Genomic DNA, 26,077 nt, shown 5'->3' with positions numbered 1-26,077 from the left:
CTGCTTATTCATCAAACATTGGTGGGTAAAGACCGTGACGACCGGGTCTTGCGCCGCCCGCCGGTTCAAACAGTAGCGTAAAGAGCTGACCGGTAAAGTTGCCGCTGTGCACATGCGTGTAAAGCGGATACCCATCACTACGGTTGGTCCACCAGAAACTAATCTGACGCTGCGGATCAAAGCACTCGGCGGCCTGCTGCCAGCCGATCGATGATTCGCCATCGCCTTCATAACCAATCACATCGAGAATTTCCGAGCGTGCTTCCGGCTCTGCCAGCTGCACCGGCGGGATAGCAAGCAGCGCCTGATCGAGCTGCTCCGGCGAATAGCCGTTGCGCACGGCGTGGAGCATAGTGCGCCCCAGTTGCTGATACCAGTCACCCGCTTGTGCCAGGTGACGCGGTGACCACTCCAGTGGGTTAATCGCCATCAGCGCGCAGAGCGGATACTGGCGGCCAACGCTATCGCGCCCGGGAAGCAGGCACCCCATCTGAACCTGTTGCCCGCCCAGCATCGGCGGCACAACGAAGTTCCAGATTGGCGCATTGCTGAACTGCCGTTCACCGCCGCGCTGCTCCTCTTTTTGCCAGTTCATCAATCCCACCTGAAACCAGTGGGACCATTGACGCTGCAGAGCGTCTGGAAAGCGGCGCTGGAGAAAATCACCCGCACTGGGCAATTTCCCATACCAGCTAATTGCAGAAGTCGTAGTCATTAGGCGTTCCTTTGCGGATCAAGGACATGCGAATCGTGGAAGCTGGAACGGATTGCGGATACTGTTAGGCGCAAACTCCAGCGTGACCTGATGCCCGTCAACCGTGAATGTCGCCTGGCGGCTCAGGCTGCTGCTGCCAGGGCTCACGCGCGCTTTATCGAAAAAGCGGTTCAGCGCCCAGGCGCCGTTGGTCACCAGTGTTGCCGTAGTACCATTGGCCAGACCCAACTGCATGCGCACCTGGTTGGTGCCGCCTGTGCCCGGCCAGCTAACAATTTGTACCGCCTGTGGCCCGTGGCTGTAGCGCAGGATCTGTCCGTCCACATCCAGCGTCATATTGAGGATAGTGTTATCCATCCGCACTGTACGCACCGTGGTACGAAAAGAGGGTGTTGCACTGCCATTGGCAAAGAAGGCATCGCGAATCGACTGCGCCTGCTGGAACGGGACCAGCACCCCTTCGCTTCCCGGCAGCGTTTTGCCATCGATCCCCGGCATAAAGCGCCATGTGGCCTGCGTGGTATCGACCTTATTGGTCAGGTTATCGCGAAAGAAGACATCCATCAGGCCGGTACCAGGAGCAAACATACGCGCCAGATCGTCCGGCGTCACTTCAGCGCTGGCAGAACGCACCAGCGGGTAACGTCCGGCGATCGCCTGGCGGCAGAAGCTGCCCACTTCGACGCTGATGCGTTTACGCACATTTTCCATATCACGACGTTGCGTATCGCTGCTCGCGCCGACCGCCATGTTGCTGAACATGGTTTGCAGACCGCCAGGCAAGCGCCCTGCGCTGGCCTGCAGGCGGCTGATTGCTTCACCACCCGGTGCTGGCATACCGCTGTTGGCCGCATCCTGCACCGCCGTCAGATAGCGATAGAGTTCATCAACTTGTTTGAGGAAATCATCAAAGACGATGGTTTTACCGCCCTTCTCCAGCGGCTGTGCCAGTTCGATGATCGGTGCAAAGTGCCCGGTCACGCGCTGTTCAGGCGTCTGGTTAGCGGCCGCGTTGCCCGCAGCGTTGTTTTCACGATTGCTGAAGAGCGACTCCAGCATCTGTGTACCGCGATTGCTGCTTTCAGGGCTTTTCTCTTTCTCCGCCGCCGCAGGGTCATCGCGCACCAGCGTCAGTTGCTGGCTGAGGTTAACCACCAGACGGCGCAGCGGTGAGTTGTTGCTGGAGAGAACACGCGCGGTGTTGATGCGCTGATTGAGATCGGCGCTGTTATTCAACTGAATATCGCTTAAGAAGCTGTCCCAGATGGTAATGAAGTCGCGAGCGTAGAGCTGGCGCACTGCATTATCCGTCTGCTGTTTGTCTTCAGGCTGCGTGGTTGAGCCTAATACCCATGCGTCATCTTCATGCAGTGAGGCGGTCACCGGCGCAATCTGCGCATTGAAACTGTTCCAGTAACCGTCCGGCGTGTAGAGCCCAGGAATGCCATCGTTTACCGGCTTGCCGCTTTTACGCGAGAAGACCAGTTCACTCTGCGGACCACCCAGCGTAGCCAGCGACACCGGTTTGAGGTTTTCATCACGCTCCAGCAGGCGTTTAAGGCGTCCATAGACACGGGTTGAGAGTGGCTGCTGGTTAATCAACGCCTGCTCGCGGCTGATGAGCGCGTCATCTTTTGCATAGGGTGAAGCGACAATCTGCTGCTCCAGCAACTGCATCAGGTGCCACTCAAGCTGGCGGATCTGCGCTTTGGTCACATTCTGCGGCAGGTTGCGCTCCAGATTGAGCATCACCCATGAGTGCAGGAATTTGCCATCGTAATGTTTTGGCTGGTAGAGCATCTGATACGCTTTCAGCGCTTCATAGCTGTACTCGACGTCACTGCCGTTGTCATTACGCAGCCAGGTGGTGACGCGCATTGCCACTTCCGGCAGCAGCATCTGCTCCAGCGCTTTTCGGTAGAGCGCCTGCGAGGCATCCGACACATCGTTACCACGATAGAGCCCCATACGGCGGGTGATCGGCGGATGATTGATATCGAACTCTTCACTCTGCGGCAGTTCGGCAAGGCCATTCAGCAGCGGCAGTAAGGCAAACAGATCCCCCTGCTGGCGGTTACGCAGCGCTTTAATCTCCTGATCGAGCGCCGGCACTTTCGCCTGGACTTCATCAAGGTAATCTTTGTTGTTGCCGTAGCTGGTGAACCAGAGCGCGCTAAGGATAACCAGCAAAGCCAGCAGTGCGGCATAACCAGACCAGATCACTGCACGGCTGCGCAGCTCCCACCAGCGGTTCTGCCCGGCGATCCCCGCCTCCTGGAAGATAACGTTCTGCAGCAGATGCTTGATAAAGAAGCTCTGCCCTTTACCACCAGGCACCGGCTCATCTTTGCTGACGGAATCCCAATTATCGCCCGACTTGCCCTGCGGCAGAGAGAGCGCACGATTAAGCTCACCCATCACCCGATCGAATGGCAGACCTTCCTGCGTGCCGCTGGCGAAATAGATACCGCGCGGCGAGAATTCGGTCTCAAAATTGGAGCGGGCAAAAATCGTATCCAGATAGTCCGACAGCAGCGGACGCAGCGCGGCAAACTCTTGCGGGAAGAGGAAGCACTCGGCGCGCGCCTGCGGATCGCTTTCACGCAGCATCGTATCCGGCAGGCCGGCGTCCAGACGCTGTTGCAGCAGGGCAAACTCCTGAATGAAACTGCCCTGCAGATCGAAATCGGCGAGCTTCGCTTTTTCCCACGGGAAGGTGAAGCCCCAAATCTGGTCGCGCTGCGCTTTATCAAAGCCAGAGAAATAGGCGCGGAACCCCTTAAGCAGGTCAGCTTTGGTTACCAGCACATAGACCGGGAAACGGATGCCCAGTTGCTCATGCAGTTCGGTAAGACGTTTACGCAGATTGAGCGCCTGCTCGCGTGAAGCCTCGGCAGACTGCGTCAGCAGATCGGCGATGCTGATAGTGATAATCACACCGTTAATTGGCTGGCGACGACGGTATTTCTGCAGCAGACCAAGGAATTTATTCCACTCGCTGGCATCCTGAATCTGCTCGCTCTCCTGCGTGGTGTAGCGTCCGGCGGTATCCAGCAGGACGGCTTCATTGGTGAACCACCAGTCGCAGTTGCGCGTGCCGCCAATACCGCGCAGTGCGGTTTTACCGAAGCGATCGGCGAGCGGGAATTGCAGGCCGGAGTTCACCAGCGCTGTCGTTTTACCGGAGCCTGGTGCGCCGATAATCACATACCACGGCAACTGATAGAGGTATTGAGTGCTGAAGCGCTGGGTCCATAGGCCACGCTGGCCCGGCTGGTTAAAGTGCGCTTTTTTCAGTACCTGTGCCGCCTCTTCGAAACGGTCGTTCAGCACCTGATCGTCGCTGGTCAGACGTTGACGCTCAGTGGGATCTTTCGCCTCTTCGCTTTTGAGGTTGTCCATCAGCTTGCGGTTGAGCCACGCATTATAGAGACGCGGCACAATGTGGCTGTGAACCCAAATCAGGTACATCACCGCAATGGCGATCATGCGGTTTTGCTCGGACTCCAGCGGTCGGGAGTCGACGACCGATAGCAGCGGCCCGATCATCCAGATAACCGCAGCCAGCCCGGTAACGCCAAGGAAACCCCACAAAATGCGGTTAGTCAGCAACGAAAGCAACATGTTCATCCATTAGTTTCCTTGCGGCAGTCCGTTCAGCTCGGCGGCCGTATTTTCCGGCGACACAAGCAAGGTAATTTCGACACGGCGGTTACGCGCGCGGTTTTCGGCCGAGTTGTTCGGCGCGATGGGATCCATCTCCCCTCGCCCTTCGGCTTTCACACGCTCCGGCTGCGAAAGGTGTTTTTGCAGCAGCGACTGCACAGAGCGTGCGCGCTCCAGCGACAGTTCATAGTTGGAGGCGAAACGGGCGCTGCGGATCGGTACGTTATCACTGAAGCCAACCACCAGGATCTTACCGCTGACGTTATTCATTGCCTGCGCGACGCGGTCGATGACCGGCTCGTAGCTATCGCGCGCAACCGTGGAGGCAGAGGCAAACAGCCCATCACCCTTCAGGGTCACGACGCTGCGATCGGCCTCATCACGTACCGCCACCAGGCCGGCCTTGATTTCAGGACGCAGGAACTCGCGCAGGTTGAGCACCGGCTGCACATGCTGTACCGGCTGTTGAACGGAGACTTCCGGCAGCTGCGTCTGGTAGATCTTCGCCAGCACCGGATTAGTGTTGTCGCCCAGCCGCCAGTTAAGGACGATATAGAAGAGGCAGGCGAGGAAACCCGCCAGCCCGGCACACGCCCACAATGGGATCACCGGACGCCACAGTTTGCGCATTACCGGCTGATCTTCCGGATGCGGCGAGAGCGGCGGTGGGTAGTTGCCACGTACGCCGCGGATCATCTGCCATAAACGCTGCTTGATGGTTTCAAGCTGCGTACGGCCGTTGTCCATCACGCGGTAGCGCCCTTCAAAACCCAGCAGCAGGCAGAAGTTGATTAACTCCAGCAGCGCGATATGCTCGCGCGGGTTTTGCGACAGACGCGCCAGCAGCTGGAAGAATTTCTCCCCGCCCCAGGTTTCGTTGTGGAACGTCACCAGCAGGCCGCTGCCGGACCACACGCCGCGGCTGCCCCACGGTGTGAGCGCGGCGGCTTCATCCAGAGCGGTGCAAAGACAGTAGCGTGCGCCCACGATGACTTCGTACGCCAGGCCGGATTGCTGGCAGCGCACTTCAAAACGGCGAATTTCATCTATCAGGTGCTGACGTAGCCCGCTCTGATCGTCATGAGAGACCGAATAGCGGATCTGCGGTATCGCATTGAGCAGCGGATTTGCGGCCGCCACCAACGGATTGTTACCACTTGCTCCTGCCAGGACGGCATCACTGCCGGAGGCGTGTTGTTGCTGCATAGTGTGCGCTCGCTGTGTTATTCCGTCGGGCTACGGATGGCCCAAAATTCCATATCAAGACCGGGGAATTCGCCCGCCAGATGCAGTGCGAAAGCGCCCGATTTTTCCATTTCGTTCCAGAGCTCGCCGCCCTTTTCCAGTTCAAAATAGTTATAACCGGCGTGCCATGGAATTTGCGGCGGTGCAACAGGCATGCTGCGTAGCTTCATGCCAGGCAGCTGAAGCTGCACCAGATCGCGGATTTTGGTCACCGGCGCAACTTTCATCTGCGCCGGGAAGTGGGTTTGCAGAATTTCGCCCGGCACGCTGGCCTTCACCGCCAATACAAAACCAAACTCGCGCGCCATCGTGGTAGTAGGCAGCGTGGCGATGTTGAGTCCATGGGTGCGTTCGGTGAGCGGCAACTGGATGGCATGCTCTTCCATTACCAGCGACAAACCCTGGCGCAGCATCAGCTGCAGTTTACTGAAGCAGCCAGCGAGATCGTCATGGTCATAAATGGGGAGCGTCTCTTCCGGTGAGCGCGCCGCGGTCCAGGTGGTGAGCTCGGTGGCAAACGCCAGCCAGCTGCGCCATAACTCTTCCGGGTGGATCATCGGCAGCGATTTCAGGTGCGACATCTGTCCGACGTGATGGTTAATCAGTGCCAGCAGCGAGAACTCCACCATTTCAGAGGTGTTGAAACGCCCAGGCTGGCGCAGACGTTGACCAATCTGCTGGCTGCGCTGCATCAGCAGGCTCTGCAGATCGTTCATCACGGCGTAAAGTGAGGGGTTGTTGACCGCATTTAACATCGGCGGAATATAGCGATTATCGATGCGAACCTGGTTGTCGTTGCGCTTTTCAAGCACATGCGCCACGCCAATTGCCGTCCACTCTGCGCTGAGATCCTTCTCCAGCATCAGTTTCAGGCGCAGGCGCCCAAACTGCACCGCAGCGGGACCAACGGACATCGCGTTATCATCATCGACTTCGCTCTCCCAGGTGATGTAGCGCGCCAGCGAATCTTTCTCTTCGCTGAAAATCACTTCATCACGACCGCCGCGACGGGCTGGCAGCGCCAGCACGACACGTTCGTTAGTGAGATTATCCGGGATCACCAGCGGGGTTGGCGCCTGGCGAGCATCGTTGAAAGAGAAGAAGGTGCCGTCTGGCAATAAGCCGCTGGCGTAACTAACGGCAATGCATCCCTGGCGAAGCATCGCGTCGTCAAGTTCGATATCAAGGTAGCCCCAAAGATAGGGCCGCTGCAGTGTTCCCCACTCGCGAATATGGTGCTGAAGATAGCTTTCCGCGCGTTGAAAATGGTGGGGACGCAGAAACATACCTTCGGTCCAGACGACCTTTTCTGCTTTATTCATACTGTATTCCTGTCAGGATGGCGCTATTTGGAAATCACGCGTATTCCGTTAACGTCGAGAAAGATGTTGGCTTCCAGCGCATCTTCTGACGATTTCCAGAACTCATAGAAGTGAGACTCCCCCTGTACCGGAAGCGGCAGGGAGATTCGCCATTTTTTGCCGTCCAGCGCCTGATACTCCGCCATCACGCCGATGTAGCGCGCTTCAGGCGAACTGTTGCCGGACAGCGTTTTTGACAGCTGACCGGGCATCAGGAAGAACTCATCACTGTTCAGCAAATTGCCGCCCAGTGCGCTATCGGCGTTGTTTTGCAGCGACCAGAAATCGGCGGACATAAATGTCGCGTCCGATTTCAACAGCAACACCCTGACTTTAAGGGGAGCGGACTCATTGATTTGCGGATGAGCCCTGAACTGAAGGTTATAGCTGGTAGGTACGCTGTGTGAAGACGATCCACAACCGCTGGCCAGGGTGGCCAGCACAAAGAAAAACACCAGGCTAATCTGGCGTACAACCGAATTATTATTCATAGCAGGTACTCATCACGGCTGGATTAATCGATGATCCAGGTTCCGGATTTAACGTTTTTGCAAGCCTTACCGTTGCCGTCGACCGTTACGCAGTTCGCTTTTTTACGCTTAACTCTGTGACTGTCTTGACGTACGGTTTTTTCGTACAGTTCGCTTTTAACGACCGCACGCATCGGCACGTAGCCAATCAGCTCTTCCTGACCTTCATCGGCCAGCGCCATCCAGAAGTGTTCAACCTGACCAAGCACAACGTAGGTTTTGCCCGCTTCCAGCTGGCGAATGACTTTGCCGCCGAAATCAGGTTTGCTCATTACAGAGGCCGGATAGAGTGCGCGGTAGTCTTGTTTAACCGGTTCGAACTCCTTCGGCGGCAGTACGGCATAACGGTGGGTCAGGGTTACGCCATTCACTTCACTGGTAACGATTGTGTCGTCGGAAGGTGCGGGTTTCTGATGTTTTACACAGCCAGAGACGCCAAATACAAAAAGAAGTGCCAATACGATTCGCATGTTCATAGGGTTTGTTCCATTGCAAATATATTACTGTGTTGACGTGCATCGTTATGGATAGGGGAAATGAAATCGTTATGAATGACTCAGTTCCTTGTCCGTTAAACGACCTGTTAATGAATTAAGGGCATAGCTACCGCACGAGCCTGTCCGCGAGGACCGCCGCAACAATATTACTTTTCATTGACTATCGTGACATGATTTTACAGATCGGATAATTCAATTCAATATCATTGCCGAGCCGTTGAAAAACTATTACTTAATTCTTTTGCAAATTAGGATAAATCTCAAGAATTAATTTCACTTAAGCAGAAAAACGGCAAAATTTTGTTCTGAGATGAATCCCTCGCCGCCAATTATAATCCTAAAGTGATGAATACTAATAAAAATTTTATATGCATAATCCCGTAGTATACAGACCGAAATATGAGATAGGACAATTCCTAAAAGTCAAAAAGAGCGAAGCAATACTACAATATTTGGTAGCTGATATTCCACATTGTCGGGCTAAGCTTTGCGCTAAGAATGTTTATTTGGGACTTTTCTTCGCCGCAGCCTCTTTTTTTGCGAAATATATCGACTTTTACTCTTCGTATTCTGCAAAAAAGATAGTTACAGGCAAAACTATTACTGCAGTAAATCGCTTTTACAAGGTATCTGATGCACTTTATTTCATTCAGTGTGACTAAACTCTAATAAAGCGCGCTTAACCGAATCCATTCAGCAAAAGGCCGGTGATTAAAAATAAGGCGATCCGATATGCGATCTCTTTGATATCTGCCTTCTCATCCTTACAGACGGATCTCGTCGCCACTGCCGGACGCTTTGAACAGCCGAATAGGTCAGAGGCGAGAGGTAATTTCTCCGTATTGACACAAATTGCCAGGCACAGCACACGAATTGTCTGAGATTCGTCTATGGTTTTGGTCAAGGTTGAATGCAGCGGCCCGCTGCTTGCTCGCTAAGGAGACGTCAATGATAAAACCTGTTTTGCGCCAGCCGCGCACCCTCTTTCTGGTCATGCAACTTGCTTTGGGTGGAACATTACTTGCCGCAAACGCCCCAACATTCGCTGCTGAAGCGCAAAACCCGCCGCAAACTCCTGACATTCTTCTCGGACCGTTATTCAGTGATGTGCAAAGCGCCAAACTCTTCCCCGATCAAAAAACCTTTGCCGATGCAGTGCCCAAGAGCGACCCACTGATGATCCTTGCGGATTACCGCATGCAACGGAACCAGAGCAGCTTCGATCTGCGCCATTTCGTCGAGGTGAACTTCACGCTGCCGGAAAAAGGTAAGCCCTATGTGCCGCCTGCCGGACAAAACCTGCGTGAACATATCGACGGCTTATGGCCAGAACTGACACGCACCACGGATAGCGCGGGCAAGTGGGACTCACTCTTACCGCTGCCTAAACCCTATGTTGTGCCCGGCGGGCGATTTCGCGAAGTCTATTACTGGGACAGCTACTTCACCATGCTTGGCCTTGCCGAAAGCGGCCACTGGGACAAAATCGAAGATATGGTCGCCAACTTCGGTTATGAAATTGATACCTGGGGACATATTCCGAATGGCAACCGCAGCTACTACCTCAGCCGTTCTCAACCCCCCTTTTTCTCATTAATGGTGGAGTTACTGGCGACACATGATGGTGATGAGGTGCTTAAAACCTGGCTGCCGCAGATGGAAAAAGAGTATCAGTACTGGATGGAGGGCGCTGATGCGCTGCAGCCGGGCGAAGCAAATAAACGCGTGGTGAAGTTAAGCGATAGCAGCATTCTCAACCGCTACTGGGATGATTCCTCCACGCCGCGTCCGGAGTCGTGGCTGGCAGATGTCACCACAGCCAAAAACAATCCGAACCGCCCGGCGACAGAGATCTACCGTGACCTTCGCGCCGCTGCGGCTTCCGGCTGGGACTTTAGCTCCCGCTGGATGGATGATCCTGAGCAGCTTGGCACGATCCGCACCACCAGCATTGTGCCGGTCGACCTTAATGCCCTGATGTTTAAGATGGAGAAGATGCTCTCCCGCGCTTATCAGGTCTCTGGCGATAGTGCTAAAGCGAGTCACTACGACGCGCTGGCCACTGCCCGGCAAAAAGCCATCGAAACCAATCTGTGGAATACAAAAGAGGGTTGGTACGCCGATTACGATCTGAAAACCAAAAAGGTGCGTAATCAGCTGACCGCTGCGGCGCTCTATCCGCTGTTTGTTAACGCGGCGGCAAAAGATCGCGCCGACAAAGTAGCGGCGGTGACCGAAGCGCGGCTGTTAAAAGCGGGCGGCATCACCACGACTACCGTTAAAAGTGGTCAACAGTGGGATGCGCCGAATGGTTGGGCACCGCTGCAGTGGGTCGCCGCCGCCGGGTTGCAGAACTACGACCACCAAAAACTGGCGATGAGTGTCAGCTGGCGCTTCCTGACCAATGTTCAGCACACCTACGATCGCGAACAGAAGCTGGTAGAAAAATATGATGTCAGCTCCACTGGCACAGGCGGGGGCGGCGGTGAATATCCGCTGCAGGATGGCTTTGGCTGGAGTAATGGCGTAACGCTAAAAATGCTCGATCTCATCTGTCCGAAAGAGAAACCGTGCGACAGCGTACCGCAAAAACAGCCTGCGGATGAGGCCAGGCCTGCCGCTGAGCCAACGGCGCAGAAAGTCGCGCAGTAGCGTATAAAAAAAGGCCGCATCAAAGTGCGGCCTTTTTTCAGAGAAAATCCGTTACCGGCGTACAAGTCGGAAAACTGCCAGCACCACAATCGCGCCAATCACCGCGACGATAAAACTGTGCATGTTGAAGCCCGTAATGTCGCCGCCATAACCGAACATTGTCGCCAGCCAGCCACCGACCACTGCCCCTACAATCCCCAGAACACAGGTCAGAATAAAGCCGCCGCCGTCGCGTCCTGGCATAATGAATTTCGCGATAACGCCCGCAATCAGGCCAAATAAAATCCACGCGAGAATACCCATATTCACTTTCTCCTTTCGTTTATGACGTGTAAATGAACACACCACCTTGCAGTGCGTTGCGTACAGTATAGATGTCTTGCGCAAAAGCGCTGCCATCTCACAGATTTAATTCATAATTTAATGAGATAATTTCTACCATTTGTATTAAGTTCTGGCATAGATTGCCGATAAACAATCGACGTTGTGTCAGTATCGAGGAGCCATTCGGCGTGAGCAATTACAGTGAGCAGTTCCTGAAGCAAAATCCTCTGGCCGTGCTGGGCGTCTTGCGCGACCTGCAAAACACTCAGGTGCCGGTGTGCATCAGCTGGGGTAGCGGTCAATTTATCAGCAAAATCCTCGAGGTTAACCCTGAGATGCTGGTGATGGATTTTGGTAGCCAGGAGTATGAAAACAGCGCCGTTCAGCGTGCCGGTAAAGTGACTATTACCGCTGAAACCCATGGCGCAAAGGTAGAGTTCACGCTTAATGCGCTCACCACCGGCGATTATCAGGATCTGCCTGCGTTTATCACACCGCTCCCGGAAACGCTGTGGTTTATTCAACGTCGGGAATATTTCCGTATTAGCGCCCCGCTCCACCCGGCTTACTTCTGCAAAGCGAAGTTACCCGATAAGAGCCAGTTGCGTTTTCGTCTGTTCGACCTCTCGCTCGGCGGCATGGGCGCATTGCTGGATGGCGCGTTGCCGGAGAATGTACAGCCTGGCATGCGCTTCACGCAGGTCGAACTGGATATGGCATCGTGGGGGCAGTTCTACTTTGATGCGCAGTTGATTGCAGTGGGCGAACGCAAAGTTGTGGATGGTAAAAATGACACCATCGCTACGCCAAGGCTGAGCTTCCGCTTTTTAAATGTCAGCCCGGGCGTTGAGCGCGAACTCCAGCGCATTATCTTTGCGCTGGAGCGCGAAGCGCGCGAGCGCGCCAGCAGGGTGCGCTAATTACATCGCATCCATCGCTTTTTGGACTTTCCAGATATAACGCGGGGCTTGTGGCGCGGGGTGTTTTTCCGCTACGTGCTGCAAAAAGCCCTTCGGACTTAGCGAGTTAATCTCGTCAATCGCCTCCTGGCGGTCTGAAGAGAAGGTGCGTAGCAGCGCACCCGCGCCATTCACATATGAGACCACCAGCGCGTACTGCATCACCAGCGGATCTTTGATCCCGGCAAGCGGCCCATGTTCCAGAATGCTCAGGTAGGCTGCACCCATTGAGATATTGCGCTCCGGGTTTTTCAGCTCGCGCGTCGAGGGTTGCCCGCTCCAGCCCATACGACGATAGACTTCGCGCCCCGCCGTTGACGCCTTTAGCTGCATTAAACCTACCGCATTCGATTTACTCACCAGCTCCGGGTTTCCTCCGGACTCCACGGCAATCATCGCCGTAATCAGTTCCGGGCTTACGCCCCACGACGCGCCGGCTTTTTCGCTAATTGGCATCCACTGCATCGCCCGTTTGACCGGCACTTCCGGGTTCCAGTCGGGATTACGATAATCCTGTTTTGTCGAGCTACAGCCCGCCAGCAGCACCACTAAAAAGGCAAACCATCTTAATTTCACGCCAGAAAATCCTTATATAAGCTGTACATCACGGCGGATGACAATGACCAGGGTTAGCGGCATGATAACTGTTTGTTTAGAGATGTCAGCAAGGAAATGCCATGTCCACTTTCCATTTAATTGCCCCCTCCGGGTACTGCATCAATCAGCGTGCTGCGGCGCTGGCCGTTGAACGGCTGACCCGCGAAGGCCATCAGGTCAATAATCAACAGGTGATTACGCGGCGTGAGGAACGTTTTGCCGGTAGCGAAGCTGAAAGGCTGGCGGACATCAATGACCTCGCCCGTCTGGCTGGGGAAAGTCTGATTGTTATGCCGGTGCGCGGTGGCTACGGCGCAAGCCGGCTGCTGGCCGATATCGACTGGCAGGCACTGGTCAAACGCCAGCAGCAGCAACCGCTGGTGATTTGCGGTCACAGCGACTTTACTGCGATTCAGTGCGGCCTGCTGGCGGCGGGTGGCACCATCACCTTTAGCGGCCCGATGCTGGCGGGCAACTTTGGTGCTGAACCACTCAATGCCTTTACCCAGGAGCACTTCTGGCGGGCAATACGCAATAAAACCTACACCATTGAGTGGGACGGCGACGGGCCGCAATGCCATGTTGAAGGAAGATTATGGGGCGGAAACCTGGCGATGCTGACTTCGCTGATTGGCACCCCCTGGCTGCCCACAGTGCCCGGCGGTATTCTGGTCGTTGAAGATATCAATGAGCATCCTTACCGCGTTGAGCGCATGCTGTTGCAGCTGCTCTATAGTGGAATCCTGGCGCAGCAGCGCGCGCTGATCCTCGGCAGTTTCTCCCATGCGCAACCCAACGATTACGATGCGGGCTACACTTTAGAGAAGATGGTGGCCTGGTTACGTTCACGGGTGGCAATTCCGGTGATCGCCGGGCTGGACTTCGGCCACGAAGCGAAAACCGTCACGTTGCCGCTGGGTGCGCACGCCATATTGCAACACGCTGAAAAATCAACGCTGACCCTCACAGGCCATCCCACAATCTCGGCGTAAAAAAAGCCCTTAATGCCCTTATTAAATTGCTTTTTCTGCCGTTATTATAATGTGCCGTAATAAATCCCGGTCGGTGCCGGGATCTCACCGAGAAGAGAAGGAGATGCATACCATTGGACGCTGGGGCGATAATTAGTCTGTTTATTCTGGGTTCTGTACTGGTAACCTGCAGTATTTTATTGAGTTCGTTCTCATCCCGCCTTGGTATTCCGATTCTGGTCATTTTTCTGGCGATTGGTATGTTGGCAGGCGTTGACGGCATCGGTGGCATTCCCTTCGACAACTACCCGCTGGCCTATATGGTCAGTAACCTGGCACTGGCGATCATTCTGCTCGACGGCGGTATGCGCACGCGCGCCAGCTCTTTTCGCGTTGCACTCGGCCCTGCGCTCTCGCTGGCAACTGTCGGGGTGCTGATCACTTCAGGTCTGACCGGCATGATGGCGGCCTGGCTCTTCAAGCTCAACATTATGGAAGGCTTCCTGATTGGCGCGATAGTCGGCTCAACCGATGCGGCGGCGGTCTTCTCGCTGCTCGGCGGTAAAGGGCTGAACGAGCGTGTCGGCTCAACGCTTGAGATTGAGTCCGGCAGCAACGATCCGATGGCGGTGTTTCTGACCATCACGCTGATTGAGATGATCCAGAGCCACCACGCCAATATTGATTTCACCTTCTTCCTGCATATTCTGCGCGAGTTTGGCCTCGGCATACTGCTTGGTGGCGCGGGCGGCTACCTGCTGCAACAGATGATCAACCGCATTGCCCTGCCGCCTGGGCTCTATCCTTTATTAGCGCTGAGCGGCGGGATTCTGATCTTCTCTGTTACCACGGCGCTGCACGGTAGCGGGATCCTGGCCGTCTATTTATGCGGGTTCGTGTTAGGCAATCGCCCGATTCGTAATCGCTTTGGCATCCTGCAAAACTTCGATGGTCTCGCCTGGCTGGCGCAAATTGCGATGTTCCTCGTGCTCGGCCTGCTGGTGACGCCATCTGATTTAATGCCGATTGCACTCTCTGCGCTGATCCTCTCGGCGTGGATGATCTTTATTGCCCGCCCGCTCTCGGTGTTCGCCAGCCTGCTGCCTTTTCGCGGTTTTAACCTGCGCGAGCGCGTCTTTATTAGTTGGGTCGGTTTGCGCGGCGCGGTGCCGATTATTCTTGCCACCTTCCCGATGATGGCCGGGCTGGACAACGCCCGCCTCTTCTTTAATGTTGCCTTCTTCGTGGTGTTGATTTCGCTGCTGTTCCAGGGAACGTCTTTTGGCTGGGCGGCGAAAAAAGCGAAAGTGGTGGTGCCGCCGGTGGGCTGGCCGGTATCGCGCGTCGGGCTGGATATTCACCCCGATAACCCCTTCGAGCAGTTCGTCTACCAACTGAGTGCCGATAAGTGGTGCGTTGGTGCGGCGCTGCGCGACCTGCACATGCCGGAAGAGACGCGCATTGCGGCACTGTTCCGCGATAACAGCCTGCTTCATCCAACCGGCAGTACCCGGTTACGTGAAGGCGACGTGCTCTGCGTGATTGGTCGCGAAAAAGATCTGCCAGCTCTCGGGAAACTCTTCAGTGAGTCGCCGCCGGTGTCGCTGGATCAGCGCTTTTTTGGTGACTTCATCCTTGAAGCGAATGCCAAGTTTGCTGACATAGCGATGATTTATGGTCTTGATGAGGGGCTTGAGCATCGCGATAACCAGCAAACGCTCGGTGAGATCGTTCAGCAACTGCTGGGTGCCGCTCCGGTGGTGGGCGATCAGGTTGAGTTTGCCGGTATGATCTGGACCGTGGCAGAGAAGAGTGAGAATTCGGTATCAAAAGTGGGTGTAAAAGTGGTGGAGAGCGAGGCGGAGTAAGCGCCTCGCGAGAAGTTACATTGTCACAACAGGTACACGCGGCGCCAGGGCGCACATTAATTCATACCCGACCGTATTGGCCGCCGCGGCTACATCATCAATCTTGATCTCCCTGCCCCACAGCTCCACCGGCGCGCCGATACTGGCGTGCGGGCACGGCGTGAGATCGACCGTCAGCATATCCATCGACACCGCGCCAACTACCGTGGTGCGAATGCCATCCACCAGGACTGGTGTACCGGTGGGAGCCTGACGCGGATAACCATCTGCATAACCACACGCCACCACGCCGATACGCTGCTCCGTCTGCGCGCGGTAACGACAGCCGTAGCCAACGGCGTCGCCGCTCTTCAGCGTCTGTACGGCAATAATCTCACTGCTTAGCGTCATTACCGGGCGAATACCGCTGTTTGCCACATCCTGCCACCTGCCCGAGGGCGAAGCACCGTAGAGAATAATGCCGGGGCGAACCCAGTCAAAATGCGCTTCCGGGTGCCATAACGTCGCGGCAGAGTTGGCGAGCGATCGCGGTAACGGTAGCCCTTCTGCCGCCTGCTCAATGCGCCGCATCGGTTGCGAAATGCCGTCCGGACGCTCCGCTTCGGCAAAATGCGACATCAGCGTGATATTGCCGACGCTGGCAAAGCTGCTCAGCTGCTGCCAGACGCTGTGCACGCGCTCCGGCAGGAAACCGAGACGGTTCATACCGCTGTTGATTTTGAGGTAGAGATCAAGTGGTGCCTGCAGCTTCGCATTTTTCAGCAGATTAAGCTGCCAGTTACTGTGGATCCCACTGGTAAGACGGTATTGGTCATAAAGCGCCAGCTCCTCCGCATCAAAAAAACCCTCCAGCATTAAGAGAGGCCCTTTCCAGCCGCGCTCGCGCAGCAGGATCGCCTCCTCAAGGTTGAGCATCGCAAAGCCATCAGTTTTATTAAGCGCCGACCAGATGCGCTCAAGACCGTGGCCGTAGGCATTTGCCTTAACCACCGACCAGACTTTGGCATCGGGTGCCGCGCGGCGCACTATTTGCAAATTATTGGCTAACGCCTGTAAATCGAGGGTTGCCAGAACCGGACGAGACATGTCTATTCCTTACGCCTGTCAGCTGTGTACACCATGGAGATGCTGGGCACGCGCAGGCGTGAATCCCGGAAGATAACGCGCCACGCTCAGATCGTCAGCGGCGATAGCCGGTGTGTTGCCGGTCATCAGATCGCTGAGCAGTTGCCCGGAGCCGCAGGCCATTGTCCAGCCCAGCGTGCCGTGACCCGTATTGAGCCACAGGTTTTTAAACGGCGTGCGGCCAACCACCGGCGTACCGTCCGGGGTCATTGGACGTAAGCCCGTCCAGAAGGTAGCCTCTTCAACATGGCCGCCGCGCGGGAAGAGATCGCGCACCACCATCTCCAGCGTTTCGCGGCGCGGTTGCAACAGCTCAGTATTAAATCCGACGATTTCTGCCATGCCGCCGACGCGAATGCGCTGATCGAAGCGGGTAATGGCGATTTTGTAGGTCTCATCAAGAATGGTGGAAACCGGGGCGCCATCCTCCTGCGCCACCGGGATGGTCAGCGAGTAGCCCTTGAGTGGGTAAACCGGGATATCGACAATCCCTTTCAGCAGGCCGGTGGACCAGGAGCCGAAAGCCATCACGTAAGCATCTGCCTTCACAACCTCTTCGCCACACTTCACGCCGTAGATTTTTTCACCTTCGTAGAGCAAACGATCAACGGGCGTATTGAAACGGAACACTACCCCGGCCGCTTCGGCCATCTGCGCCAGCCGTTGCGTGAAGAGCTGGCAATCGCCGGTTTCATCGTTTGGCAGCCGCAGACCGCCGGTCAGCTTGTGCGCGACTTCACCCAGCGCCGGTTCCACTTCGGCCAGGCGAGCCGATTCCAGCAACTGATAGGGCACGCCCGCTTCCTGCAACACGGCGATATCACGGGTGGCGTTTTCATACTGTTCAGCGGTGCGGAAGAGTTGCAGTGTCCCGCCCTGGCGGCCTTCATACTGGATCCCGGTGGTTTCCCGCAGTAGCTTCAGACAATCGCGGCTATATTCAGCCAGACGCACCATGCGCCCTTTGTTTTCCATATAGTGGCGGGTGTCGCAGTTGCGCAGCATCTGCCACATCCACTTTAACTGCGAGGAGGAGCCGTCGAGCTTGATGGCAAGTGGTGCGTGGCGCTCAAACATCCACTTGATCGCTTTTAGCGGCACGCCGGGCGCAGCCCACGGTGCGGCATAGCCCGGCGAGATCTGCCCGGCGTTAGCGGCGCTGGTCTCCAGTGCAGGCCCCGGCTGGCGATCGATTACGGTGACATCATGTCCGGCCTGGCGTAAATACCAGGCGCTGGTAACGCCAACAACGCCGCTGCCCAATACAACAACTCGCATATCCCTTCTCCCGTGAGTAAAGCACAATCATCTGATTACAAATTGATAACTCAGATGAAAATATTATTCAACATATGGCTTTTTTATGGTGACGTTCCTCACAACATCGCCGCCAGCTAAGGGCTGCGGATATTCAGCATCTCCTGCTGCGCACCCTATCGCCGCAGCATAATATTTTGCCAACTCTGCTTTTTACACGGTGAGCGAGCGGGAATATCGTGAAGATTTGGTGAGGGCTGGCGTACACTTTTAAATCAGTGTTCTATGCTTGAAATGAGACGCTCCATACAGAGAGTGTCGAGAACAATGAGGGCGCGCTAATGGCTACGATTGACTCAATGAATAAGGATTCTATTCGTCTGAGCGATGGACCCGACTGGACATTCGAGCTGCTGGATGATTACCTGGCAGAGATTGACCGGGTGGCGAAACTCTACCGGCTGGATACCTATCCGCATCAAATCGAAGTGATCACCTCAGAACAGATGATGGATGCCTACTCAAGCGTTGGCATGCCTATCAATTATCCCCACTGGTCGTTCGGTAAAAAGTTTATTGAAACCGAACGGCTTTATAAGCATGGTCAGCAGGGCCTGGCCTACGAGATTGTCATTAACTCCAATCCCTGCATCGCTTATCTGATGGAGGAGAACACCATCACCATGCAGGCGCTGGTGATGGCGCATGCCTGTTACGGACACAACTCGTTTTTCAAAAATAACTACCTCTTCCGCAGCTGGACCGATGCCAGCTCAATTGTCGATTACCTGATCTTCGCGCGTAAATACATTACCGATTGCGAAGAGCGCTACGGCGTAGTCGAAGTGGAAAAACTGCTCGACTCCTGTCACGCACTGATGAATTACGGCGTTGACCGCTATAAGCGTCCGCAGAAAATCTCGCTGCAGGAGGAGAAAGCGCGGCAAAAAAGCCGGGAAGAGTATCTGCAAAGCCAGGTAAATATGTTGTGGCGCACGCTGCCAAAACGCGATGAAGAGGTTGCCGTCGCTCAGGCGCGCCGTTACCCGGCGGAGCCGCAGGAGAACTTGCTCTACTTTATGGAGAAGAATGCGCCGCTACTCGAGCCGTGGCAGCGTGAGATCCTGCGCATTGTACGCAAGGTGAGCCAATATTTTTATCCGCAGAAGCAGACGCAGGTGATGAACGAAGGCTGGGCGACGTTCTGGCACTACACCATCCTTAATCATCTGTATGACGAAGGGAAAGTGACCGACCGCTTTATGCTGGAGTTTCTGCACAGCCACACCAATGTGGTATTCCAGCCGCCTTACAACAGCCCGTGGTACAGCGGCATTAACCCTTACGCCCTCGGCTTTGCCATGTTCCAGGATATCAAGCGCATCTGCCAGTCACCGACGGAAGAGGATCGCTACTGGTTCCCGGATATTGCCGGTTCCGACTGGCTGGATACGCTCCATTTCGCCATGCGCGACTTTAAAGATGAGAGCTTTATCAGCCAGTTTATGTCGCCGAAGATCATGCGTGATTTCCGCTTCTTCACCGTGCTGGATGACGATCGCAATAACTACCTGGAGATAGCCGCGATCCATAACGAAGAGGGCTACCGCGAGATCCGCTCGAAGCTCTCATCGCAGTACAACCTGAGCAACCTTGAACCGAATATTCAGGTCTGGAACGTCGATCTGCGCGGCGATCGCTCGCTGACGCTGCGCTATATTCCGCATAACCGCGCTCCGCTCGATAAAGGGCGTCGCGAAGTGCTGAAACATGTGCATCGCCTGTGGGGATTTGACGTTCTGCTGGAGCAGCAAAACGAAGATGGCAGCGTGGAGCTGCTGGAGCGCTGTCCGCCGCGAAGCAACGTGCTGTGATATAAAAAAACCCCTCTTGATGAGGGGTTTTTTGTCACTAGCGGCTTTGTAGCGCGAGATCGCCAGGCATGGTTTTCTGCATCTTGTGCCAGATCTCTCCGCTGTCATGACCATAGCGACGAACCAGTTCATAAACCTGGTCGTGCTGGGCATGCTCGCAGATCTCTGCCAGCCGATGATAAAAACCGAGCGCGAGGCTACGTGCCTCCGGGCTGGAGAAGTAGTGGCGACCAATGCGGGTATAGAGCCCTTTCATGCCGTTCAGGATCAGACCATAGATCGGGTTGCCGGAAGCAAACGCCAGCCCGCGAAAAATGTTGTAATCCAGCTCAGCAAACGCATCGGCGTGATCTTCGACTTCACGCGCGGTGGCGAGCACCTTTAACGCATCTTCAGGATGCTGGCGAAACGCAGTGCGAATGAAAATCGTGGAAATGTTGGTACGCACGGACAGCAAGTTATCGATCAACTGCGGTACGCTTTCGTGATCCAGACGTGCCAGCGTTTCCAAAATATTCAGACCGGAGGTTTCCCAGAAATTGTTCACTTTTGTCGGTTTGCCATGCTGGATAGTGAGCCAGCCATCCCGGGCAAGTCGCTGCAGCACTTCACGCAGTGTGGTACGAGTGACGCCAATCAGTTCAGAGAGCTCGCGTTCAGCAGGAAGAATCGACCCCGGAGGAAAGCGACTATTCCAGATACTTTCGATGATGTACTCTTCCGCGAAACCCGCCGGGCTCTGCGCCTTAATGACCATATAAGATTTCCATAACACAGCTAAGCAATGAGCACTCATCATACCAAAGCATGCAGTGGGCAGGTAGCGTAGGGTAGGAAGAAAAAAGGCGATCAACGTTTTATTTTGACGAATTTACTACATGAATATTTCGTGCAAATATGCCTTAAATCCAAATAATTAACTGAAGATCCGCCAAAATGGCGTAGGCGATGTTTCACTTTTTGCTGACTAAACATTCCATTACGCATTATTTTGCCCCCGCTAGTGGCCTTGAGATTGATTTCGTTTACACTGCGGTCTCTACGCATCTCCAGGGAAATGATTATGTTGCGATATTTAAATAAGTGCTCACACGGGCGCGGCGCCTGGCTGCTGATGGCGTTAACCGCCTTTGCGCTTGAGATGACGGCGCTGTGGTTCCAGCATGTCATGTTGCTAAAACCGTGTGTGTTATGCATTTACGAGCGCTGCGCCCTCTTTGGCGTGATGGGTGCCGGCATTGTCGGTGCCATTGCGCCAAAAACTCCGCTTCGCTTTGCCGCCCTTGCCATCTGGATCTATAGCGCCATTCGCGGCATCCAGCTGGCGTGGGAACACACGCAGATCCAGCTTCACCCCTCCCCTTTTATGACCTGCGATTTTGCCGCGCGCTTCCCGAGCTGGCTGCCGCTGGATAAATGGCTGCCGCAGGTGTTTGTTGCCTCCGGCGACTGCGCGCAGCGTCAGTGGGAGTTCCTGAAGATGGATATGCCGCAGTGGCTGCTGGGCATTTTTGTTGCCTATCTGGTAGTGGCGCTGCTGGTGCTGATTGCGCAGTTCTTTAAACCGAAAAAACGCGACCTCTTTGGCCGGTAAAAAAAACGCTCCTTCGGGAGCGTTTTTTATTGATGAAAGCAGTGATGAGACGCAGAGCCTCAATCCGCCCAATCAGGCTTGTTCAGGATATGGGCTTGCCAGTCGCGCACTTCAGACTCTTTCACCGCAATGTGACGAACGGAAATCCGCTCAGCGTGCATCGCCGCTTTTGACCCGGTACGCAGCGGGTGCCAGACCGGCAAATTTTTCCCCTCAGCCAGCAAGCGGTACGCACAGCTTGGCGGCAACCATTCGAAGGTCGGCAGATTCTCACGGGTCAGCTTGATGCAGTCCGGTTCATATTCGAAACGGCGCTCGTAGTTACGGCACTGGCAGGTTTTGATATTTAACTGGCGGCAGGCGACGTTGGTGAAGTAGATCTCGTCACTATCTTCATCCATCAGTTTGTGCAGGCAACACTGCCCGCAGCCGTCACAGAGCGATTCCCACTCTGCGTCCGTCATTTGGTCGAGAGTTTTGCTTTGCCAGAAAGGAGTGTCGCTCATCATAAAATCCGCCGTTGGTAACCAGGGTGCACCTTATAACTACTCTGGCAGAGGGATGCAAGTTTTGCCGCCCGAATGAGCGGCAAAAGCATTAAAGCACGCGGGTCGAGAGAGTGTGTTCGTTGAGGCGCAACTCAAGTTCATCACCGCTGCTAAGCGGGCCGACGCCTTCCGGCGTACCGGTGAGGATCACATCCCCCGCTTTCAACGTGAAAAATTTACTCATATAGGCAATCAGCGGCACGATTTTATGAATCATGTCAGAAGTGCTGCCCTGCTGGCGAATCTCGCCGTTAATTTTCAACTCCAGCGAGCTGTTCTGCGGATCACTCTCAAACTGAGCTGCGGGGATAAAACCCGAGATGGGACAAGCGTTATCAAACCCTTTCGCTTTCTCCCACGGCTGCCCCGCTTTTTTCAGTTTGCTTTGCAGGTCGCGCGCGGTCAGATCCAGCGCCACGCCGTAGCCCGCTATCGCTTGTTGAACATGATCTTCGGTCGCACGGCGCAGCGTTGCACCAATTAGCACCGCCAGTTCAATTTCATGATGCACAGAGCCAAGCTCAGTCGGCAGCACCAGCGGCTGGCGAAGGTCACACAATGCGGATTCAGGTTTAATAAACAGCACCGGCTCTTCCGGCGTCGCGCTGCCCATCTCCTTTATATGCTTCGCATAGTTACTGCCGACGCACACCACTTTACTCACCGGGTAATCCAGCAGAGCGCCCTGCCAGTTATGATGTTGATACATGTTTTGCCTCTCCGGTAACACGTTGAACATGAGCGAAAATGACTATCCGCGCCGCCCGGCGGTTTGTCAAATCGCAAAATGAGAGGGATGTAGTGGGTTTAAAAAAGGCGGTGGAATAATCCGCCGCCTTTAGAGAGAGTTATTGCTGAGTGTTCGCCGCGAGATGCGCTTTAAGTAAATTTTCCGGCGGCGGCGGAAGCTGTAAATAATATCCCTGCTCGCTGAGCGCGGTTTTTACTTTTTCCAGATCCGCGCCGGCTAATTTTTTACTGCCGTCGAGGGGTAAAATCATCGCTAACTGCGGTTGGCCGAAACTTTGCATTAATGTTTCCGGCACACGAGAAAAATCGTCTCTTTTCTCAACATACAGATAGGTCTGTTCACGTCTGGCACTTCGATAGATCACACAAAACATACTTTTACTCGGAATTAGGAGGTGGTTACTTGCCTGAATATAACAGGGACTATAACATGCCCGGTAGTATTCAGAATATCACCCCGATTTCGGGTGTTTAGAGCAAAATGAGTAAGGTCAGGATGTCAAACACGCCCATCGAGCTTAAAGGCAGTAGTTTTACCTTATCCGTGGTTCATTTGCATGATGCAAAACCCGAAGTTATTCGTCAGGCGTTAGAAGACAAAATCGCTCAGGCTCCTGCATTTTTGCAGCATGCTCCCGTGGTGGTGAATGTCTCAGCACTGGTAGGTCCGATTGACTGGCCGCAATTGCAAAAAAGCATTGCCGCCACCGGCCTGCATGTTGTCGGTATTAGTGGCTGCAAAGACGCTGCACTGAAAGCGGAAATAGAACGCGCTGGCTTTCCTATTCTGTCGGAAGGCAAAGAGAAGGCGCAATCGCGCCCGGAGCCCATTGCTGAACCGGTATCCGTCGCCACGCCGGCTATTAAAACACGGCTGATTGATACCCCTGTGCGCTCAGGTCAGCGAATTTATGCGCAGAACTGCGACCTGATTGTCACCAGCCACGTGAGCGCAGGCGCGGAGTTGATTGCCGATGGCAATATTCACGTCTACGGCATGATGCGCGGCCGCGCGCTGGCGGGTGCAAGCGGTGATGATGAAGCACAAATATTTTGTACCCACCTGACGCCGGAGCTGGTCTCTATTGCGGGTGAGTACTGGCTGAGTGACCAAATCCCGGCCGAATTTTATGGCAAAGCGGCGCGTCTGCAACTGGCAGGTAACGCTTTGACAATTCAACCCTTAGATTAAGCCCTTTTAACAAGGAACTCCTATGGCACGCATTATTGTTGTTACTTCGGGTAAAGGGGGCGTCGGCAAGACCACCTCCAGCGCGGCCATCGCTACTGGTTTAGCCCAGAAGGGCAAGAAAACGGTCGTTATCGACTTCGATATTGGCCTTCGTAACCTTGACCTGATCATGGGCTGCGAGCGCCGCGTTGTGTACGATTTCGTTAACGTTATCCAGGGCGACGCAACGCTGAACCAGGCGTTGATTAAAGATAAGCGCACTGAAAATCTCTATATTCTCCCGGCATCGCAGACGCGCGATAAAGACGCCCTCACCTATGAAGGCGTTGATAAAGTATTAGAAGATCTGAAAAAAATGGACTTCGACTTTATCGTCTGCGACTCACCGGCTGGCATCGAAACCGGCGCGCTGATGGCGCTCTACTTCGCCGATGAAGCCATTATCACCACCAACCCCGAAGTATCGTCCGTGCGTGACTCTGACCGTATTCTGGGCATTCTGGCTTCCAAATCACGTCGTGCGGAGAGAGGTGAAGAGCCAATTAAAGAGCATCTGCTGCTCACCCGCTACAACCCAGGCCGCGTTAACCGTGGCGACATGTTGAGCATGGAAGATGTGCTGGAAATTCTGCGCATCAAACTGATTGGCGTGATCCCGGAAGATCAGTCTGTACTGCGGGCCTCCAACCAGGGCGAGCCGGTTATTCTGGATGCCAATGCTGACGCCGGTAAAGCGTATGCCGATGCCGTGGAACGTCTGCTGGGAGAAGAACGTCCTTTCCGCTTCATTGAAGAAGAGAAGAAAGGTTTCCTCAAACGCCTGTTCGGAGGATAAGTTATGGCATTACTCGACTTTTTTCTCTCCAGAAAAAAGAATACCGCCAGCATCGCTAAAGAACGCCTGCAGATTATTGTTGCAGAGCGCCGCCGCAGCGACGCTGAACCCCACTATTTGCCGCAGCTGAAGCGCGATATTCTGGAAGTCATCTGCAAATATGTGCAGATCGATCCGGAAATGGTCACCGTACAGCTGGAGCAGAAAGGGGACGATATTTCTATTCTGGAGTTGAACGTCACGTTGCCAGAAGCGGAAGAGACGAAATAGTCTTCGCAATAAGGGCAATAAAAAAAGGCAGAATAAATTCTGCCTTTTTATTTATTCGCTCAAATACACTGTAATTATTTACAGTCTTATTGCGGATACTCTGCTAATAACGCGTTCAGACGATCGGCCATCAATTCACCGCGCCAGCCGCTGATTAATTCCGGCAGGCTATTTTGCGTCTTTAATTTCCAGTGCCAGTTTAATAACTGATTAATCTGCCGACGCGAAGCCAGCAGCTCAACGCTAATATTTTCGCTTTCGCTGATGGTCTGCACCTGCGCTTTAATCGCTTTAAACGCTTTGCGATAGCCGGGCATATCCATCAGATTACGCAGCGGTTCAGGCAGCGCCTCTTCCGGCAACTCCTGCGCCTGCGCAACCAGCGCCGCAAGGGTTTTACCGTGAAAACGGATTTCGCTGCCGGAGAGACCAAGGCTATCCAGCTCGCCGAGGCTGCCCGGCATATAGCGCGCCACGGCCCAGAGATGCTCTTCACGCACCACAAAATTCACCGCCATGTCACGCTCGCGCGCCTTGCGCAGACGCCACGATGCCAGTAACTGTAAACAGGCCAGCTGGCGCGGGCGCAGCTGCCAGGCGTTAGTGATTTCACGCCATGCCTCGTCCGGTGCCAGCACTTCCTGGCGGCGCTGCATCATTAAGCGACACTCATCAAGCGCGGCAGCCAGCCTCCCCGCCTGCTCGGTTTCTGCCAGCAGGTTCCCGGCGATAGGCAGCAGATACCAGACATCTGCCGCTGCATAGTCACACTGACGTTCGGTCAGCGGACGCGCCAGCCAGTCGGTGCGGGATTCGCTTTTATCAATCACCGTCCCGGTAAACTCCTCCACCATCGAGGCAAAGCCCCATGACATCGGACGGCCGCAGAATGCCGCGAGGATCTGCGTATCAATCATCGGCTGTGGCTGTACACCAAACGTATTGAGGAACACTTCCAGATCTTCGCTTCCCGCGTGCAGATATTTGGTGATTGCCGTATTGGTGAGCAGGTCGCGAAACGGCGTCCAGTCGGTAATGGTCAGCGGATCGATAAGCGTGACACGCTCGCCGTCATACATCTGCAGCAGACCCAGTTGCGGGTAGTAAGTGCGGGTGCGGACAAATTCCGTATCGAGGGCAATGGCTGGAAACGCACTGGCAGCTTCACATATGGCTGCCAGCGCATCGTTCGTCGTTATCATCTGGTAATTCAAATCATTTTCTCTTCAGTTTGCGCCCATAAAAAA

The 26,077-nt window shown here is 54.7% G+C and carries 24 protein-coding genes; 9 read left to right on the top strand and 15 right to left on the bottom strand.

The genetic code is table 11. The features are described 5' to 3' along the window. Window positions 1-4: 4 nt before the first annotated feature. The 6 genes from tagF to ABIC80_RS04170 are packed head-to-tail and all read right to left on the bottom strand — an operon-like array spanning window position 5 to window position 7,993. A complete protein-coding gene (gene tagF / locus ABIC80_RS04195; RefSeq protein ID WP_023480097.1) occupies window positions 5-715 on the bottom strand; it encodes a type VI secretion system-associated protein TagF in 711 nt (236 codons plus the stop codon). 18 nt (window positions 716-733) lie between these two features. Further along, window positions 734-4,345 carry a type VI secretion system membrane subunit TssM gene (gene tssM / locus ABIC80_RS04190; RefSeq protein ID WP_429175610.1) on the bottom strand — a complete coding sequence of 1,204 codons (3,612 nt, stop codon included), beginning with the start codon at window positions 4,343-4,345 and terminating at the stop codon, window positions 734-736. 3 nt (window positions 4,346-4,348) lie between these two features. Further along, a complete protein-coding gene (locus tag ABIC80_RS04185; RefSeq protein WP_076769996.1) occupies window positions 4,349-5,587 on the bottom strand; it encodes a DotU family type VI secretion system protein in 1,239 nt (412 codons plus the stop codon). 17 nt (window positions 5,588-5,604) lie between these two features. Next, the gene (tssK, locus tag ABIC80_RS04180; protein ID WP_042711792.1) at window positions 5,605-6,948 is read right to left on the bottom strand and encodes a type VI secretion system baseplate subunit TssK; all 1,344 of its coding nucleotides are present in this window, start codon (window positions 6,946-6,948) and stop codon (window positions 5,605-5,607) included. Between the two features lie 23 nt (window positions 6,949-6,971). Beyond that, entirely contained in the window at window positions 6,972-7,478 is a 507-nt protein-coding gene (gene tssJ / locus ABIC80_RS04175; RefSeq protein ID WP_042711793.1) for a type VI secretion system lipoprotein TssJ, read from the bottom strand. Window positions 7,479-7,501: 23 nt separating this feature from the next. Then, a complete protein-coding gene (locus ABIC80_RS04170) occupies window positions 7,502-7,993 on the bottom strand; it encodes an SH3 domain-containing protein (protein ID WP_429175608.1) in 492 nt (163 codons plus the stop codon). Window positions 7,994-8,962: 969 nt separating this feature from the next. On the opposite strand from ABIC80_RS04170, the gene ABIC80_RS04165 reads away from it, so the two are divergent. Next, window positions 8,963-10,666, top strand: coding sequence for an alpha,alpha-trehalase (locus tag ABIC80_RS04165; RefSeq protein ID WP_429175605.1), 1,704 nt, complete (start codon window positions 8,963-8,965; stop codon window positions 10,664-10,666). Window positions 10,667-10,717: 51 nt separating this feature from the next. Here ABIC80_RS04165 and ABIC80_RS04160 read toward each other — a convergent pair whose 3' ends face one another. Further along, window positions 10,718-10,969: a GlsB/YeaQ/YmgE family stress response membrane protein gene (locus tag ABIC80_RS04160; protein WP_042711797.1), complete on the bottom strand. Its 252-nt coding sequence runs from the start codon at window positions 10,967-10,969 to the stop codon at window positions 10,718-10,720. A 209-nt stretch (window positions 10,970-11,178) separates the two neighbouring features. Between ABIC80_RS04160 and ycgR the strand changes: the two genes are divergently transcribed. Continuing rightward, window positions 11,179-11,910 carry a flagellar brake protein YcgR gene (gene ycgR, locus ABIC80_RS04155; RefSeq protein WP_094419661.1) on the top strand — a complete coding sequence of 244 codons (732 nt, stop codon included), beginning with the start codon at window positions 11,179-11,181 and terminating at the stop codon, window positions 11,908-11,910. On the opposite strand, the gene emtA is transcribed toward ycgR, so the two are convergent. Beyond that, window positions 11,911-12,525 carry a membrane-bound lytic murein transglycosylase EmtA gene (gene emtA / locus ABIC80_RS04150; protein WP_023480169.1) on the bottom strand — a complete coding sequence of 205 codons (615 nt, stop codon included), beginning with the start codon at window positions 12,523-12,525 and terminating at the stop codon, window positions 11,911-11,913. A 101-nt stretch (window positions 12,526-12,626) separates the two neighbouring features. Here emtA and ldcA point away from each other — a divergent pair, with 101 nt between their 5' ends. Then, the gene (ldcA, locus tag ABIC80_RS04145; protein ID WP_429175602.1) at window positions 12,627-13,538 is read left to right on the top strand and encodes a muramoyltetrapeptide carboxypeptidase; all 912 of its coding nucleotides are present in this window, start codon (window positions 12,627-12,629) and stop codon (window positions 13,536-13,538) included. A gap of 113 nt (window positions 13,539-13,651) precedes the next feature. Further along, window positions 13,652-15,385 carry a potassium/proton antiporter gene (locus ABIC80_RS04140; RefSeq protein ID WP_429175599.1) on the top strand — a complete coding sequence of 578 codons (1,734 nt, stop codon included), beginning with the start codon at window positions 13,652-13,654 and terminating at the stop codon, window positions 15,383-15,385. A gap of 15 nt (window positions 15,386-15,400) precedes the next feature. Here the strand turns inward: ABIC80_RS04140 and dadX are convergent, their stop codons facing one another. Continuing rightward, entirely contained in the window at window positions 15,401-16,471 is a 1,071-nt protein-coding gene (gene dadX / locus ABIC80_RS04135; RefSeq protein ID WP_042717472.1) for a catabolic alanine racemase DadX, read from the bottom strand. A gap of 18 nt (window positions 16,472-16,489) precedes the next feature. Next, on the bottom strand, window positions 16,490-17,788 hold the full coding sequence (locus ABIC80_RS04130) for a D-amino acid dehydrogenase (protein ID WP_076770002.1): 1,299 nt from the start codon (window positions 17,786-17,788) through the stop codon (window positions 16,490-16,492). A gap of 320 nt (window positions 17,789-18,108) precedes the next feature. Between ABIC80_RS04130 and ABIC80_RS04125 the strand changes: the two genes are divergently transcribed. Then, window positions 18,109-19,641: a SpoVR family protein gene (locus tag ABIC80_RS04125; protein WP_200133757.1), complete on the top strand. Its 1,533-nt coding sequence runs from the start codon at window positions 18,109-18,111 to the stop codon at window positions 19,639-19,641. A 37-nt stretch (window positions 19,642-19,678) separates the two neighbouring features. Here the strand turns inward: ABIC80_RS04125 and fadR are convergent, their stop codons facing one another. After that, complete coding sequence (fadR, locus tag ABIC80_RS04120; RefSeq protein ID WP_094419657.1) at window positions 19,679-20,398, bottom strand: fatty acid metabolism transcriptional regulator FadR; 720 nt, start codon at window positions 20,396-20,398, stop codon at window positions 19,679-19,681. 306 nt (window positions 20,399-20,704) lie between these two features. Here fadR and dsbB point away from each other — a divergent pair, with 306 nt between their 5' ends. Next, window positions 20,705-21,235: a disulfide bond formation protein DsbB gene (gene dsbB, locus ABIC80_RS04115; RefSeq protein WP_094419656.1), complete on the top strand. Its 531-nt coding sequence runs from the start codon at window positions 20,705-20,707 to the stop codon at window positions 21,233-21,235. Between the two features lie 59 nt (window positions 21,236-21,294). Here the strand turns inward: dsbB and ABIC80_RS04110 are convergent, their stop codons facing one another. The 3 genes from ABIC80_RS04110 to ABIC80_RS04100 form a co-directional block, all read right to left on the bottom strand. Then, the gene (locus tag ABIC80_RS04110) at window positions 21,295-21,741 is read right to left on the bottom strand and encodes a YcgN family cysteine cluster protein (protein WP_429176475.1); all 447 of its coding nucleotides are present in this window, start codon (window positions 21,739-21,741) and stop codon (window positions 21,295-21,297) included. 91 nt (window positions 21,742-21,832) lie between these two features. Continuing rightward, window positions 21,833-22,492: a fumarylacetoacetate hydrolase family protein gene (locus ABIC80_RS04105; RefSeq protein ID WP_429175597.1), complete on the bottom strand. Its 660-nt coding sequence runs from the start codon at window positions 22,490-22,492 to the stop codon at window positions 21,833-21,835. A 139-nt stretch (window positions 22,493-22,631) separates the two neighbouring features. Further along, entirely contained in the window at window positions 22,632-22,907 is a 276-nt protein-coding gene (locus tag ABIC80_RS04100; protein ID WP_094419653.1) for a YcgL domain-containing protein, read from the bottom strand. A 122-nt stretch (window positions 22,908-23,029) separates the two neighbouring features. On the opposite strand from ABIC80_RS04100, the gene minC reads away from it, so the two are divergent. The 3 genes from minC to minE are packed head-to-tail and all read left to right on the top strand — an operon-like array spanning window position 23,030 to window position 24,830. Next, window positions 23,030-23,725 carry a septum site-determining protein MinC gene (gene minC, locus ABIC80_RS04095; RefSeq protein WP_263754477.1) on the top strand — a complete coding sequence of 232 codons (696 nt, stop codon included), beginning with the start codon at window positions 23,030-23,032 and terminating at the stop codon, window positions 23,723-23,725. 22 nt (window positions 23,726-23,747) lie between these two features. Continuing rightward, complete coding sequence (minD, locus tag ABIC80_RS04090) at window positions 23,748-24,560, top strand: septum site-determining protein MinD (RefSeq protein WP_042712035.1); 813 nt, start codon at window positions 23,748-23,750, stop codon at window positions 24,558-24,560. 3 nt (window positions 24,561-24,563) lie between these two features. Next, window positions 24,564-24,830, top strand: a complete 267-nt coding sequence (minE, locus tag ABIC80_RS04085; RefSeq protein WP_004384978.1) for a cell division topological specificity factor MinE — start codon at window positions 24,564-24,566, stop codon at window positions 24,828-24,830. Window positions 24,831-24,916: 86 nt separating this feature from the next. Here minE and rnd read toward each other — a convergent pair whose 3' ends face one another. Further along, the gene (rnd, locus tag ABIC80_RS04080; protein WP_429175594.1) at window positions 24,917-26,044 is read right to left on the bottom strand and encodes a ribonuclease D; all 1,128 of its coding nucleotides are present in this window, start codon (window positions 26,042-26,044) and stop codon (window positions 24,917-24,919) included. Window positions 26,045-26,077 lie beyond the last annotated feature (33 nt).

Origin of the sequence: Kosakonia sp. 1610 (assembly GCF_050435845.1) — a bacterium.
GTDB classification, from domain to species: Bacteria; Pseudomonadota; Gammaproteobacteria; order Enterobacterales; family Enterobacteriaceae; genus Kosakonia; species Kosakonia cowanii.
Note: the sequence above shows the minus strand (reverse complement) of the source record. Positions and strands in the feature narration are given on the sequence as shown.

Bases quoted from the DNA above. Each gene is read 5' to 3' on its own strand.
- tagF (WP_023480097.1), bottom strand. From the start codon at position 715: ATGACTACGACTTCTGCAATTAGCTGGTATGGGAAATTGCCCAGTGCG.
- tssM (WP_429175610.1), bottom strand. From the start codon at position 4,345: ATGAACATGTTGCTTTCGTTGCTGACTAACCGCATTTTGTGGGGTTTC.
- ABIC80_RS04185 (WP_076769996.1), bottom strand. From the start codon at position 5,587: ATGCAGCAACAACACGCCTCCGGCAGTGATGCCGTCCTGGCAGGAGCA.
- tssK (WP_042711792.1), bottom strand. From the start codon at position 6,948: ATGAATAAAGCAGAAAAGGTCGTCTGGACCGAAGGTATGTTTCTGCGT.
- tssJ (WP_042711793.1), bottom strand. From the start codon at position 7,478: ATGAATAATAATTCGGTTGTACGCCAGATTAGCCTGGTGTTTTTCTTT.
- ABIC80_RS04170 (WP_429175608.1), bottom strand. From the start codon at position 7,993: ATGAACATGCGAATCGTATTGGCACTTCTTTTTGTATTTGGCGTCTCT.
- ABIC80_RS04165 (WP_429175605.1), top strand. From the start codon at position 8,963: ATGATAAAACCTGTTTTGCGCCAGCCGCGCACCCTCTTTCTGGTCATG.
- ABIC80_RS04160 (WP_042711797.1), bottom strand. From the start codon at position 10,969: ATGGGTATTCTCGCGTGGATTTTATTTGGCCTGATTGCGGGCGTTATC.
- ldcA (WP_429175602.1), top strand. From the start codon at position 12,627: ATGTCCACTTTCCATTTAATTGCCCCCTCCGGGTACTGCATCAATCAG.
- dadX (WP_042717472.1), bottom strand. From the start codon at position 16,471: ATGTCTCGTCCGGTTCTGGCAACCCTCGATTTACAGGCGTTAGCCAAT.
- ABIC80_RS04130 (WP_076770002.1), bottom strand. From the start codon at position 17,788: ATGCGAGTTGTTGTATTGGGCAGCGGCGTTGTTGGCGTTACCAGCGCC.
- ABIC80_RS04125 (WP_200133757.1), top strand. From the start codon at position 18,109: ATGGCTACGATTGACTCAATGAATAAGGATTCTATTCGTCTGAGCGAT.
- fadR (WP_094419657.1), bottom strand. From the start codon at position 20,398: ATGGTCATTAAGGCGCAGAGCCCGGCGGGTTTCGCGGAAGAGTACATC.
- dsbB (WP_094419656.1), top strand. From the start codon at position 20,705: ATGTTGCGATATTTAAATAAGTGCTCACACGGGCGCGGCGCCTGGCTG.
- ABIC80_RS04110 (WP_429176475.1), bottom strand. From the start codon at position 21,741: ATGAGCGACACTCCTTTCTGGCAAAGCAAAACTCTCGACCAAATGACG.
- ABIC80_RS04105 (WP_429175597.1), bottom strand. From the start codon at position 22,492: ATGTATCAACATCATAACTGGCAGGGCGCTCTGCTGGATTACCCGGTG.
- ABIC80_RS04100 (WP_094419653.1), bottom strand. From the start codon at position 22,907: ATGTTTTGTGTGATCTATCGAAGTGCCAGACGTGAACAGACCTATCTG.
- minC (WP_263754477.1), top strand. From the start codon at position 23,030: ATGTCAAACACGCCCATCGAGCTTAAAGGCAGTAGTTTTACCTTATCC.
- minD (WP_042712035.1), top strand. From the start codon at position 23,748: ATGGCACGCATTATTGTTGTTACTTCGGGTAAAGGGGGCGTCGGCAAG.
- minE (WP_004384978.1), top strand. From the start codon at position 24,564: ATGGCATTACTCGACTTTTTTCTCTCCAGAAAAAAGAATACCGCCAGC.